Consider the following 13535-nt stretch of genomic DNA (forward strand, 5'->3'; position numbering starts at 1 on the left):
ATAAAATACGGCTATGAATAATTATTCATTATTTGCATGGTTTACGTTTACGTAAACTGACTATTGAGGGGGGGGTTATTTACAAGTTCTTAAAAATAACACCGGTGTCATTAAAGTTTTCGATCCAATATCTACTCAAATGTTAATATTTAGCATTATTTTATGATTTTTAATGAAGTTGAAATATATTCAATATAATGAATATGTATTCAGAAAGATATTGACTCAGGTTAGGAATAACGCTAATTTTGATCGTCTGTTAGCAAATCGTCGAGCCGTTCATCCACGTTAACAGTGCAGCAAGGGGAGGGGTCCATGTTATATGACTCAAAACTAGAAAAAGATAATTGTGGCTTTGGCTTAATAGCCCAAGTTAATAACCAAGCGAGTCACCGACTCATCCGTACGGCGATCACCGGTTTAGATCGCATGCAGCACCGCGGCGGTATATCTGCTGATGGTAAAACGGGTGATGGTTGTGGCTTGTTACTTCAAAAACCAGACAGCTTCTTTCGTGCTATTGCTGCTGAAAATAATTGGCATTTAGGTAAAAATTACGCCGTTGGGATGATTTTCCTCAATGCTGATCCGGTATTAGCACAAGCAGCTAAAGATGTTTTAAGCGAAGAACTAGAAAAAGAAACGCTTAATATTTTAGGTTGGCGTGTTGTCCCTACCGATCCATCAATGTTAGGACCTATAGCCCTAAAGCAATTGCCTGGGTTTGAACAAATTTTTATTAGTGCGCCAGAAGGGTGGCGTTCTAAAGATTTAGAGCGACGTTTATATGTTGCACGTCGTCGTGCAGAAAAGCGCTTGATGGATGATGAATCATTTTATATTGCGAGCTTATCTGGGCTAGTCACCATCTATAAAGGCTTAATGATGCCTGCTGACTTGCCAAATTTTTATCTCGATCTTGCTGATATTCGCATGACCAGTGCTATTTGTGTTTTTCATCAACGCTTCTCTACAAACACACAGCCTCGCTGGCCTTTAGCGCAACCATTTCGTTATTTAGCGCACAATGGTGAAATTAATACTATTGAAGGTAACCGCCAGTGGGCCCGTGCACGCTCTTATAAATTTGCTTCGCCGCTTATTCCTGATTTACAAAGCGCAGCGCCGTTTGTTAATGAAACAGGGTCTGACTCATCTAGCCTCGATAATATGCTAGAGCTGTTTTTAGCTGGTGGTATGGATTTATTCCGTGCGATGCGCATGCTAGTGCCGCCAGCATGGCAAAAAAACCGTGCTATGGATGACGACTTACGTGCATTCTATGATTTTAATTCGATGCATATGGAACCGTGGGATGGCCCTGCAGGCATCGTTATGTCGGATGGGCGTTTTGCAGCCTGTAACCTAGACCGAAATGGTTTACGTCCAGCGCGTTATATTATTACTCAAGATGGCTTTATTACTTTAGCCTCTGAAGTGGGTATATGGGATTACACCGCTGACGAAGTGGTCGAAAAAGGACGTGTTGGCCCGGGCGAACTCCTCGTTATTGATACTAAATTGGGTAAAATTTGGCATTCAGATGAAATTGACCAAGATTTAAAATCACGCCACCCTTATAAGTCGTGGTTAGAAGAAAACGTTAAACGATTAACGCCTTTTGAAGCACTTACCGAGCAAGATGCGGGCAATCGCTCATTTGATGATGAAACCCTTGTCAAATACCAAAAGATGTTTGGCTATACTAACGAAGAGCTAGACAGCGTCATTCGTGTCATGGGTGAAAATGGGCAAGAAGCCACTGGCTCAATGGGTGACGATACGCCGTTTGCCGTACTGAGTGAAGGGCACCGTTCACTTTATGATTATTTCCGTCAAAAGTTTGCTCAGGTTACTAATCCGCCAATTGATCCGTTACGTGAAAACCATGTAATGTCGCTTGCAACGTGTATTGGCAGTGAGCAAAACGTATTTAATGAAACAACAGGGCACGCTAAACGCCTGCAATTTGATACGCCTATTTTAATGTACGCTGATATGCAGCAGCTACTTAACGCCGATGAAGCGCACTACAGCTATTGTAAGATTGATATTACTTACACCGTAGAAGAAGGCCTTGAGAATGCGGTTAAGCGCATCTGTGATGAAGCACAAGCAAAAGCCGCATCTGGCTGCATTATGCTGGTATTAACGGATCGTAACTTTGATGACAATCAATTACCTATCCCTGCTGCTATGGCGGTGGGTGCGGTACAAAAACGCTTGGTAGATAATAACTTACGCTGTGAGTCAAATATTATTATTGAAACTGGCAGCGTTCGCGATGCGCATCAATTTGCGGTACTACTTGGATTTGGTGCAACCGCAATTTACCCGTATTTAGCGTACGAGTCACTTGTGGCTATGAGCGATACCAAGGTAATTAATAAGTCATACTGTGAAGTTACACTGGCTTATCGTCAAGCAATTAATAAAGGCTTGTACAAAATCATGTCTAAAATGGGCATTAGTACCGTGGCTTCATATCGTTGTTCAATGCTGTTTGAAGCCGTTGGTCTATCGGACGCTATTGTTGAGATGTGTTTTAAAGGCGTGGCGAGTCGTATTAAAGGGGCGTGTTTTAGCGACTTTGATGACGATCAGCAAAGCTTGCATAAACTGGCGTTTAGTAAACGTAAATTATTAAGCCATGGTGGTTTATTTAAGTACGTACACGGCGGCGAGTACCATGCTTACAACCCTGATGTGATTCAAACGTTACAAAAAGCAGTACGTAGCGGCGAGTACAGTGATTACAGCGAATACGCAAAGCTAGTTAATCACCGTCCAGTCGCGACTCTGCGCGATATGTTGGCTTTAAAACTGCCAGAAAAGGGTATAAGCATTGATGAGGTAGAGCCTGCCACTGAGCTTTATAAACGGTTTGACTCAGCCGCCATGAGTATTGGTGCATTATCACCAGAGGCGCATGAAGCACTTGCAATTGCCATGAATCGTTTAGGTGGCTGCTCAAACTCTGGTGAAGGTGGCGAAGACAAACTTCGTTACGGTACAGAAAAAAATTCACGTATTAAACAAGTAGCTTCGGGTCGATTTGGTGTCACCCCACATTACTTACGTAGCGCTGATGTTATTCAAATAAAAGTGGCACAAGGCGCTAAACCTGGGGAAGGCGGACAATTACCGGGTGAAAAAGTCACTCCCTATATTGCCAAGCTTCGTTACTCGGTACCGGGTGTGACTCTTATTTCACCTCCGCCGCATCACGATATTTATTCTATCGAAGATTTAGCCCAGCTGATTTTTGACTTAAAACAAGTAAACCCGAATGCATTGATTTCAGTAAAACTGGTATCTGAACCGGGTGTTGGCACAATTGCAACCGGTGTAGCAAAAGCGTATGCCGACTTAATTACTATTTCAGGCTATGATGGTGGCACAGGTGCAAGTCCATTAACCTCAGTTAAATACGCTGGCAGCCCATGGGAGTTGGGACTTGCTGAAACACAACAAGCATTGGTAGAAAATGGCCTTCGCCATCGTATTCGCCTGCAAACAGATGGCGGTTTAAAAACCGGCCTTGATATCATCAAAGCGGCCATTTTAGGCGCCGAAAGTTTTGGCTTTGGCACAGGGCCTATGGTTGCATTAGGCTGTAAATACTTACGAATCTGTCACTTAAATAACTGTGCGACAGGTGTGGCAACACAAGACGAAACATTACGTCAAAAGCATTATCATGGTCTGCCAGAAATGGCGATGAATTACTTTAAGTTCATTGCTCAAGAAGCGCGCGAAATTATGGCAAGTTTAGGGGTTGCAAACCTAACCGATTTAATTGGTCGCTTAGACTTACTCGAAGCCATTGAAGGCAAAACAGCGAAGCAGCAAAAAATAGATTTATCAGCGGTTATCGCTCAGCCAAATAATCCAACGGGTGAAACTTTGTTTTGCAGTGCACCAAATAGCTCGCATTATTTAGGTGAGTTAAATGAGAACTTACTTGGTAAGGCACAAGAGGCAATAGATAACTCAAGCGGCATTTCATTAGTAAGTCGTATTTGTAATACCGACAGATCAGTAGGTGCCATGCTTTCTGGGTGTATTGCTGATAAACACGGTAATCAAGGCATGGCCGCAGATCCGGTAGTTATTGAATTACATGGTACAGCTGGTCAGTCATTCGGTGTATGGAATGCCGGTGGCCTTGAAATGACTTTGGTTGGCGATGCTAACGATTACGTTGGTAAAGGCATGGCTGGCGGTAAGCTAGTTATTCGCCCACCATTGGGTTCGTCATTTGAAAGTCATAAAGCAACAATTATTGGCAATACCTGTTTATATGGTGCAACCGGCGGTAAATTGTTTGCAGCAGGATGTGCAGGCGAGCGTTTTGCTGTACGTAACTCAGGCGTGCAAGCTGTTGTTGAGGGCGTAGGTGATAACGGTTGTGAATACATGACCGGTGGCGTTGTGTGTGTACTTGGTAATGTAGGAGTGAACTTTGGTGCAGGTATGACCGGTGGTTTCGCTTACATTTTAGATGAACGAGGTGATTTTGAGAAACGCATTAACCCAGAGTTGGTTGAAGTGGTTACTTTAGATGACTTAAGTTCACATCAAGAGCATTTACGCGGCTTAATTGCTGATCATTTAGAGCTAACAGGCTCATGCAGAGCAGAAACTATTTTAGCTAACTTTGAACTTTATTTACCGATGTTCAAATTAGTAAAACCTAAATCAAGTGACGTAAAAAGTTTACTCGGGCACCGCGCTCGCAGTAGCGCCGAACTTCGTGTTCAGGCGCAATAAGGGGGCAGTATGAGCGAAAATGTATATCAATTTATAGACGTGCAGCGTGTAGACCCACGCAAAAAACCAATCTCGTCGCGTAAAAAATCGTTCGTAGAAATTTATGAACCCTTTTCAGAAAATCAGGTTAATTCACAAGCGGATCGTTGCCTTGATTGTGGTAACCCTTATTGTGAGTGGAAATGTCCAGTACATAATTATATTCCACAATGGTTAAAACTGATCCGTACAGGGCGTATTTTAGAGGCCGCTGAGCTATCGCACCGTACTAACAGTTTGCCAGAAGTGTGTGGACGAGTATGCCCGCAAGACCGCTTATGCGAAGGCTCATGTACATTAGATGAAGAGTTTGGTGCAGTAACAATCGGTAATATTGAAAAATACATCACCGACACCGCGTTTAAAATGGGCTGGAAACCAGACATGTCCTATGTGACATGGACTGATAAAAAAGTTGCCATTATTGGCGCAGGGCCTGCGGGCCTAGGCTGTGCAGATATCTTAGTGCGTAATGGCGTAAAGCCTGTGGTATTTGACCGTCACCCTGAAATTGGTGGGCTGTTAACCTTTGGTATTCCTTCTTTTAAATTAGAAAAAGAAGTCATGCAAAAACGTCGCGAAATATTTACCGAAATGGGTGTTGAATTCAAGCTTAATGTCGAAGTAGGTAAAGACATTAGCATGGATGAAATACTTAATGAGTATGACGCTGTATTTTTGGGCGTGGGGACTTATCAGAGTATGCGAGCGGGGCTTGAGAACGAAGATGCACCGGGAGTACATGATGCCCTGCCATTTTTAATTGGTAACACTAATCGTGTTATGGGTTACGATGAGTCTAAACAAGCTTGCATTGATATGGCAAACCAAAAAGTAGTGGTACTAGGTGGTGGTGATACAGCAATGGACTGTGTGCGTACCTCTATTCGTCATAACGCGTTAAAAGTAACGTGTGCTTATCGTCGTGATGAAGAGAACATGCCTGGTTCAAAACGCGAAGTAAAAAATGCCAAAGAAGAGGGCGTCATTTTTACTTATAACGTTCAGCCTAAAGGGATTGTGCTTGATGACAAAGGTGCTGTAGCCGGTGTTAAAATGGTAAAAACTCAGCTTGGCGAGGCAGATGAAAACGGCCGCCGTCGCGCTGAGGAAGTACCGGGTTCAGAGCATATTATTGAAGCCACACAAGTGATTATGGCATTTGGTTTTAAGCCACATAAAATGGATTGGCTAGAGCAGTACGACGTAGAAATTAACCACTGGGGTGGTATTAATGCACCCGAGCAAGGTGAATTTACACATCAAACCACTAATCCTAAAATATTTGCTGGTGGCGATATTGTTCGTGGTTCAGACTTAGTGGTCACCGCTATATTTGAGGGGCGTAACGCTGCAGAAGGCATTATGGATTATTTAAAAGTGTAAATAATGCTTTTGTTAGAATGGAGTCAAAAGCAAACCTTCGGGTTTGCTTTTTTTATTTCCTCAGTTTTACAAACAAAGGTAAATATTTATGGTTCCATAGTCGGTGTTTAAGGTCTACAAAAAGGGACGTAGGTTTTGACCTAGCTATTTACAATTATAAGATTTTACAAATAAAAAAGCCCGCAATACATAGATTGTGGGCTTTTTTAAACGCGCTGTTAGTTAATCCATCGAGAAGTGATCTAGGCTCGGTTTCACTCTGGCTTGTCGGCGTTTCACACTTTTATAGCAAATAACGTTACAAACAAGCTGTAGGCCAATAACTAACCAACTTAGTGTTATTAAGCCACTAATAGCTGTGCGGCTAAAAACTAACATAACAGCAATAACAATATGTACAATTAATGCCACATTTAAAAAGCGATATAAGCTCTGCTTAAATTGTGTATGTTTAAACTTACTAAAAACAGCCAAAAGTATACTGACAATCAGTAGCAGCCAGTTAATTGCTAAGCCAAAATAAATGACCGTCGTTTGCATTAATGTATCCTCATCGTATCAAGGTAACGCACTATAAAGCGATTCACTTTATCCGTGCGCTTTTATAAGCTCTTTTGCATTTGCTTTAGCTGTTTTGCTAATGTTATCACCACCCAGTAATCGAGCAATCTCATTTACTCGACCATCTTTATTCAATGCCAGCATATGCGTAAATGTTTCACCGTCTGCAATTTCTTTGGCAACAAAAAACTGCTGATGAGCGCTACTGGCCACTTGCGGTAAATGGGTTACACAAATTACTTGCGTAGACTTACCTAGTTGGCGCAGTAGTTTACCAACAGCAGCAGCTGTTGGGCCAGAAATACCAACATCCACTTCATCAAATATAAGCGTAGGGGTCGTGACTTTTTGCGCAATAATAACCTGAATAGCCAAACTAATGCGTGATAGCTCACCACCCGAGGCTACTTTTGCTAAAGGTTGCAATGGTTGCCCTGGGTTTGTTGATACTAAAAACGAAACATTATCAAAGCCTAAGCTATTTGGAGCGCGATCGTTTTGTGCAGTCAATGCTATTTCAAATACGCCATTTTCCATAGATAGATTAGCCATGCTTTCGCTGATCAATCCATTTAATGTATTCGCATACTGGTGGCGACTTGCACTTAATTGTTCACTGGCGTTTTGATAATCCTCAAGGGCATGTTCAATTTCACCTTCAAGTTGCTCAAGACGTGAGCTGTTATTACTTATCGACTCAAGCTCTTGTGCAATAGTTTGATGAAATCCAACGAGCTCTTGGGGTTTTATATGGTGTTTTCTGGCTAAGTCCATTGCACCACTGAGTCTATTTTCTACTTCAGTTAATCGCTGAGGATCCAAGTCGGCTTGTTCAGTGTAATTACGAACTTCTCGGCTTGCTTCTTCAACTTGAACAGCGGCTTCTGATAATAATGTTGCCACACTGGCTAAGCTTTCATCATACTGTGCAAGTTCAGTAAATTGTTGGGCGCTGTGCTGTATAATGGAACACGCATTTTGTTCATCATTTTCATATAAATGCTGCAACTCGCGCTGGCAGACTTGCAATATAGTTTGGCTATTGCTGAGTTTATAATGTTCGGCTTCTATTTGCTCAAATTCATCTGCCTGCAATGCAAATTCATCAAGCTCTGCGACTTGATACTCCAATAGTTGCTTTTGTGCGGCTTGTTGCTGCTGCTGTTGTTCTAGCTGTTTAAATTCTTTTTGTAAGTCAGCAAATTGTTTATAACGCTGGCTTACAGCATTAACAAGATTATGATGGCCTGCATATGCATCGAGTAATTGTAGCTGATGCTCTGCCTTTAATAGGTGCTGGTGCGCATGTTGACCATGAATAGAAATTAAATATTGGCCTAGCTCTTTTAGTTGTGCAGCGGTAACTGGGCTGCCATTAATGTAGCTTTTACTGCGACCATTTTTACAAACAACTCGACGAAGTAAACATTCGTTGTCGTCGTTATTAAGCATGTTCTCTTCTAAAAAAGCATGAGCGAGTGGTAAATTGCTTAAATCAAATTGTGCACTTACCTCTGCTTTATCAGTACCTGGGCGCACAGCAGACGCTTCTGCTCGCTCTCCAAGACACAATGATAATGCATCAATGGCGATTGATTTACCTGCTCCCGTTTCACCGGTGATAGCGGTCATACCCGAATGCCATTCTGTGCTTAAATTACTTACGATTGCAAAATTTTTAATTTCTAAACCAATTAACATACTGTTCATCCATCCAGTGAATTAACTGTTAATTTATACAGTGTTTTGGTTTTTTGCAAATTAAATTTCTATATTTTAAGCAAGGCTGGACTCAATTAATGTTTTTTTTTCTTCATCAATAGGGAGGTTTTCATCGTTAAGGTCAATACTATCAACTGGTTGCGCTATGTCTTCAGTTTTTAACTTTAAAATTAGCGTAGGAAGGACTTCTTGATAAAAGTTTTTATTATATAAAATACCTTGAGCTGGTAACTCTGCTATGAAATATTGAGTGGTATCGGAAAAAGCTTGGCTGTTATTATTTTTATAGGTTTTTATTAGTTCTTCGTTAAGTATATTAATAAGTAAATCGCATAGCGATTCTAGCTTATTTAAATTTTCATCAGTGTGTGGCTGTACCACAAAAAAATTACTGACAACGGCTTGAATTCGAGGAAGGTGTTTAGCACTAATGACTTTTGCATCAAGTAACTCGTTAAGTTTTATTTTTAAACGTGATTGAGTACTTGCAACGCGCTCGTTAAACAGCTTTTTCTTTGCTTCAATAGTCTTTTTACGATTACTTTCAATGAGTAAGTAACTGCCAAGTAAAGTAATTAACAATAATAAAGCAAGAAATACTACATAAGTCATTGCTACAATTTCCTGATGGTGATGATTAATAATCTAGCCCGATATTTTGCTCTAAAGTTGCATGTTTGGCAATAACTGAGAGATTGTTTATCTTTTGGGGTGAAACATGCACACTCAAAGAGACTCAGCCTTGCCTACCTGTTTAGAGGCAAGGGATATGAGCATGCGCAGTAGTTTTAATCGCTTTTTACTTTGTCCACTCGATTAACTATCTCTTGCTGCGATTACATCGCCTCTCAATTAAACAACTCTCAGTCCTAAAAGCTCAACCGTTTTTAGTATAAACGGCTACCCCAGTTTAACTTCTTACGAAGCACATTATAATAAGAGTAATTTTTTGGGTGAATTAACCGTAATTTTCTATCTGCTTTGCGAATAACGACCTCATCACCGGGTAATACGGCAAGTACAACATGGCTGTCGCAACTTACCTGTAAGCTATCGGTATTTTCTAAACTAAGCTTTAAACGTACTTCGTTATCGGCATCTACCACTAAAGGGCGGCTTGATAAAGTATGCGGGAACATAGGAACCAATGACATGGCGTTGAGTTCTGGGGTTAAAATAGGGCCGCCGCCCGATAAAGAGTAGGCTGTTGAACCTGTTGGAGTCGATACAATTAATCCATCAGAGCGTTGTGAGAATACAAAATCATCGTTAATAAATGCTTCAAACTCAATCATGTGTGCTACTTTATCAGCATGAAGCACCGCTTCGTTTACTGCCGAATTAGCGCTTTTAAGTTCGTTATGACGGTACACTTCTACTTCTAATAAAAAACGTTTTTCTTCAATGTAATCGCCACTGAGTACTTGTTCTAAACTGCCTTCAAATCCTTCTGGATTTAAATCGGTTAAAAAGCCTAAATTGCCTCTGTTTACACCGATTACCGCAATATCAAAACGAGCGAGTACTCTTGCAGCGCCAAGCATATTGCCATCACCACCAACCACAATGGCTAAATCGGCGCGCGCTCCCAAATCAACGAGTTTTACGAGCTTGTCCTCAGGTACATCACTAAGTTGACCTCCCGTGCGTTTTTCAACAATCACCTCAAAGCCTAAAGCTAATAAAAACGTATGTAATCGTTGTAACGTAGCGGCTGCATTAGGATGATTTGGCTTACCAATCAAGCCAATAGTGTTAAAGGGAGAGTCCATAATAAATACACTGAAAGTTTCGGTATTGGTAGAGTAACCTAAAACAGAAGTGTTTGAAAACACAGATCTTAGGGTCTGTTGTCCTTTCAATGCGAAACAGACACTGACTGAAGGGTTTTGACTAGAGGCGATTAACTTTTTGTTTTCGGTTTTCACTTAGGCCACTAGGTTACAAAGCTCGTATCGCGATTAAATCGCCCCTAGTTTGAACAAATTTTAATCCGCAAAAATAACAGAGCTTAATAGTGACTAATTGATTTAATTAATTCACTGTAAAATTTAGATTTATTAAATTTCTTATACTTGAAATAATAATACCTAGCCCCGATATAACAGTCATGCGTAAAGATGTAGATAACATGAAATTAAATCCTCGAGACCAGCAAATTTTTGCCGCTGTTATGAGCCTGTACTGTAATGGTGATGGCTTACCTGTGCCTTCAACAAAAATTGCAAAACAAAAAGGTATGGCGGTGTGTTCTGCCACTGTTCGCAACGCGATGGCACGCCTTGAAAAAATAGGCTTATTGTATTCACCACATACATCTGCAGGACGAGTCCCCACCAATGATGGCTTTGACTATTGGTTTGATGAGTTTTTTACTTTGGGTGCTATTGCTAATTATTGGCAGCCTGAGCAGGCTGAGCTAGTCGAATTGGCACATGGCTTGAGTCAACGTTATCAAGTATGCTGTTGTGTGGGGCTACCACAAGTTAGAACTCAGCAGGTATTTAGAGTAGAAGTACTCGACTTTGACGCTAATAATTGGCTTATCTTACTTTTAGACAGAGCAGGGCAAAGCCATAATATTTGCATTAACAAGCCTGATGATCCCAGTGACGGCCAACGCTACGAGTTTGCTACTTGGCTTAACACTGTATTTAGCCAGCAAACGCTCATTGAAGGGCTATACAGAATGCAGGCCATGGCAAATACGGCACCGCGTAATTGTCATGACTCTTTAACTCAATGGACGCGTGAGTTAAGCCAAAAATTAGGCTCAGATAACAGTATTGTGGTGGGCGAAAACTACCTTTATAAAAAAATAGATTGTGAGCAAAGTCTTAATATTGGTGTTTCATTTTTAAATTTTGTGGAAGATAAGCTCGCATTTAAAAACGGGGTCTCTATACTCAGTGCTGAAAATTTACCTTTTAGTACTTGTGATGATCTCATTGTGATCACTGTGCCGTACTTTCAAAATCAGGAATATCAAAGTCGTTTTTGTGTTATTTGTCCGAAATCAGCGCAATTAGAGAAAATAATCCAAGAATTTAAATTATTAGAGCCATCGGGCTCTTGAATCTTTTTATTCAATCCCCATAATTACCGCAGTTGTAAAGAATTGGAGCGTATATTTTATGTCTGAGCAGACACAAAACCCAGAGCAAGAAGTAGAATTGAACGAAGAAGTGGCGCAAATGGAAGCCGACGTTGAGGCTGCAGTAGAAGCAGCAGAACAACACGCCGAGCAAGAGCAAAGCCCTGAAGCAGAAATTGCAATGTTATATGCTGAGTTAGAAGCGGCAAAACAAACTATTGCAGATCAGAAAGATAGCGTCGTTCGCGCTGCTGCTGACGTTGACAATATGCGTCGTCGTGCTGCACAAGATGTTGAGAAAGCGCACAAATTTGCACTTGAAAAATTTGCTAACGAATTACTTCCTGTTATAGATAACTTAGAGCGTGCTATTGAGTTCTCTGATAAAGAAAATGAAACGCTTAAGCCTTTGTTAGAAGGTATTGATATGACAGTAAAAAGCTTTAACGATGCAGTGGCTAAATTTGGCGTTGAAATTGTAAACCCACAAGGTGAGCAGTTTAACCCAGATTTTCATCAAGCAATGTCGATTCAGCCAAGTAATGATGTGACGCCTAATACTGTGTTAGCAGTAATGCAAAAAGGTTACACATTAAACGGTCGTTTATTACGTCCTGCAATGGTTATGGTATCTAAAGCAGCTGATGCTTAATTAAGTATACAATTAAAAAATGCCTCATTATGAGGCATTTTTTTTGTCTTTAAAATAATGAACTAACTGCACTAGGATAGTGAGTACAACTGCGCTGAACATTAAACTTGAAAATGGAACTGCACTTTGTGCATGCATTACCGCTAATATAGGGCCTACTAATGCGCCACTACCAAAACGTAAGGTGCCAATAACCGCCGTTGCAGTCCCTGTATTTTGCTCAAATTTCATCAAAATCAATGAATCTGCGTTACTTGCTATTATACCTAGGCTCATCATCAACGGAGCAATAGCCGCAACAATAAAGTAAAGTGACAAGTTTAATACGCTAAAGCTAAGTAATGCTGCGCCAGAGATAAAGCCACACATTAAGCCATAATAAAGCATTTTGCGTGAGCCAATACGTGGCACTACGCGAGTATTTAAAAAATTACCAAACATCAACGCCATTACATTAAAAGCGAATAACAGGCCAAACAATTGTTCTGATACTTTAAATAGGTCGAGGTAAATATAAGGGACGGACGTTAAAAAGCAAAAAAAGCCAAACGACACAAACATCGAGCTTAAAATATCGGCGCGGGCGTGCGTATTACTTAATACCACTTTATAACTTGAGAAGAATAATGCTAATCCTTTTCGCTCATTTTTAAATATTGGAATATCGATTAAGTAACGTTGCACAAAAAGTAAAATAACAAAGCTATAGGTCGCTAAAACAATAAAAATAGTCGACCATACCGAAAAGCCTAAAATGACCGAGCCGATAGAGGGGGCAAGTAACGGTGCTATCATCATAATCATAGACACGTAAGACATACCTTTAGCAGTATTTTTTTGATATATATGCCTAATGATCCCAGGGACGACAACCGTAGCGGCCGCGCCTGTAAATGCCTGTACAGCTCTTAACAGCCAAAAAGTATGCACTTCAGTGGTAAATGCTAACGCCAGTGAACTTAAGCCAAATAAACTGAGACCTATCCGTGCCAGTTTACGCCTGCCAATTTGATCGGCTATGGGGCCAAAAAATAACATGCCCAATGCATAACCCGCTAAGTATATACTCAACGATATTTGAACATTTGGCATGCTGGTATTGAGATCATTGGCAATCACCAGCATCGCCGGTAAATACATATCAATGGCTAAAGGCGTGATCGCGACAATACTGGCTAATAAAGGCAATAAAATACGGGTATTAAAAGAAGAAGCCGAAGCGCTCATTTAAAAACTCAAAACAACGAATATAGGCCCAGCATTATAGCAGGGCAATAGCCTTGGATAAACTTAGTTTGCCTGCTAACT

9 protein-coding genes are annotated in these 13535 nt (G+C 40.8%); 4 read left to right on the forward strand and 5 right to left on the reverse strand.

Going from position 1 to position 13535, the window contains the following annotated elements; genetic code table 11:
- Window positions 1–315: 315 nt before the first annotated feature.
- Both gltB and QL984_RS00010 read left to right on the forward strand, forming a co-directional pair.
- A complete protein-coding gene (gltB, locus tag QL984_RS00005) occupies window positions 316–4773 on the forward strand; it encodes a glutamate synthase large subunit (RefSeq protein WP_290171822.1) in 4458 nt (1485 codons plus the stop codon).
- Window positions 4774–4782: 9 nt separating this feature from the next.
- On the forward strand, window positions 4783–6198 hold the full coding sequence (locus QL984_RS00010) for an FAD-dependent oxidoreductase (protein ID WP_013465171.1): 1416 nt from the start codon (window positions 4783–4785) through the stop codon (window positions 6196–6198).
- Between the two features lie 222 nt (window positions 6199–6420).
- Here the strand turns inward: QL984_RS00010 and QL984_RS00015 are convergent, their stop codons facing one another.
- The 4 genes from QL984_RS00015 to nadK form a co-directional block, all read right to left on the reverse strand.
- Window positions 6421–6738: a hypothetical protein gene (locus QL984_RS00015; RefSeq protein ID WP_024602950.1), complete on the reverse strand. Its 318-nt coding sequence runs from the start codon at window positions 6736–6738 to the stop codon at window positions 6421–6423.
- Window positions 6739–6786: 48 nt separating this feature from the next.
- On the reverse strand, window positions 6787–8460 hold the full coding sequence (gene recN, locus QL984_RS00020; RefSeq protein ID WP_013465169.1) for a DNA repair protein RecN: 1674 nt from the start codon (window positions 8458–8460) through the stop codon (window positions 6787–6789).
- 75 nt (window positions 8461–8535) lie between these two features.
- Window positions 8536–9093: a hypothetical protein gene (locus QL984_RS00025; RefSeq protein WP_013465168.1), complete on the reverse strand. Its 558-nt coding sequence runs from the start codon at window positions 9091–9093 to the stop codon at window positions 8536–8538.
- Between the two features lie 275 nt (window positions 9094–9368).
- The gene (nadK, locus tag QL984_RS00030) at window positions 9369–10253 is read right to left on the reverse strand and encodes an NAD(+) kinase (RefSeq protein WP_024602951.1); all 885 of its coding nucleotides are present in this window, start codon (window positions 10251–10253) and stop codon (window positions 9369–9371) included.
- 338 nt (window positions 10254–10591) lie between these two features.
- On the opposite strand from nadK, the gene QL984_RS00035 reads away from it, so the two are divergent.
- Both QL984_RS00035 and grpE read left to right on the forward strand, forming a co-directional pair.
- Window positions 10592–11557 (forward strand): HrcA family transcriptional regulator, encoded by a 966-nt coding sequence (locus QL984_RS00035; RefSeq protein ID WP_016900402.1) that lies wholly within the window; start codon window positions 10592–10594, stop codon window positions 11555–11557.
- A gap of 58 nt (window positions 11558–11615) precedes the next feature.
- Window positions 11616–12227 (forward strand): nucleotide exchange factor GrpE, encoded by a 612-nt coding sequence (grpE, locus tag QL984_RS00040; protein ID WP_013465165.1) that lies wholly within the window; start codon window positions 11616–11618, stop codon window positions 12225–12227.
- A 27-nt stretch (window positions 12228–12254) separates the two neighbouring features.
- On the opposite strand, the gene QL984_RS00045 is transcribed toward grpE, so the two are convergent.
- Window positions 12255–13454 carry a Bcr/CflA family efflux MFS transporter gene (locus tag QL984_RS00045; RefSeq protein ID WP_013465163.1) on the reverse strand — a complete coding sequence of 400 codons (1200 nt, stop codon included), beginning with the start codon at window positions 13452–13454 and terminating at the stop codon, window positions 12255–12257.
- Window positions 13455–13535: the final 81 nt, after the last annotated feature.

Origin of the sequence: Pseudoalteromonas sp. APC 3495, from assembly GCF_030407645.1 — a bacterium.
Classification (GTDB): Bacteria; Pseudomonadota; Gammaproteobacteria; order Enterobacterales; family Alteromonadaceae; genus Pseudoalteromonas; species Pseudoalteromonas tetraodonis.

Excerpts from the sequence above, each read along its gene's own strand:
- QL984_RS00010 (WP_013465171.1), top strand. The coding sequence starts at position 4,783 with ATGAGCGAAAATGTATATCAATTTATAGACGTGCAGCGTGTAGACCCA.
- nadK (WP_024602951.1), bottom strand. The coding sequence starts at position 10,253 with ATGGACTCTCCCTTTAACACTATTGGCTTGATTGGTAAGCCAAATCAT.
- gltB (WP_290171822.1), top strand. The coding sequence starts at position 316 with ATGTTATATGACTCAAAACTAGAAAAAGATAATTGTGGCTTTGGCTTA.
- QL984_RS00045 (WP_013465163.1), bottom strand. The coding sequence starts at position 13,454 with ATGAGCGCTTCGGCTTCTTCTTTTAATACCCGTATTTTATTGCCTTTA.
- grpE (WP_013465165.1), top strand. The coding sequence starts at position 11,616 with ATGTCTGAGCAGACACAAAACCCAGAGCAAGAAGTAGAATTGAACGAA.
- QL984_RS00035 (WP_016900402.1), top strand. The coding sequence starts at position 10,592 with ATGCGTAAAGATGTAGATAACATGAAATTAAATCCTCGAGACCAGCAA.
- QL984_RS00015 (WP_024602950.1), bottom strand. The coding sequence starts at position 6,738 with ATGCAAACGACGGTCATTTATTTTGGCTTAGCAATTAACTGGCTGCTA.
- QL984_RS00025 (WP_013465168.1), bottom strand. The coding sequence starts at position 9,093 with ATGACTTATGTAGTATTTCTTGCTTTATTATTGTTAATTACTTTACTT.
- recN (WP_013465169.1), bottom strand. The coding sequence starts at position 8,460 with ATGTTAATTGGTTTAGAAATTAAAAATTTTGCAATCGTAAGTAATTTA.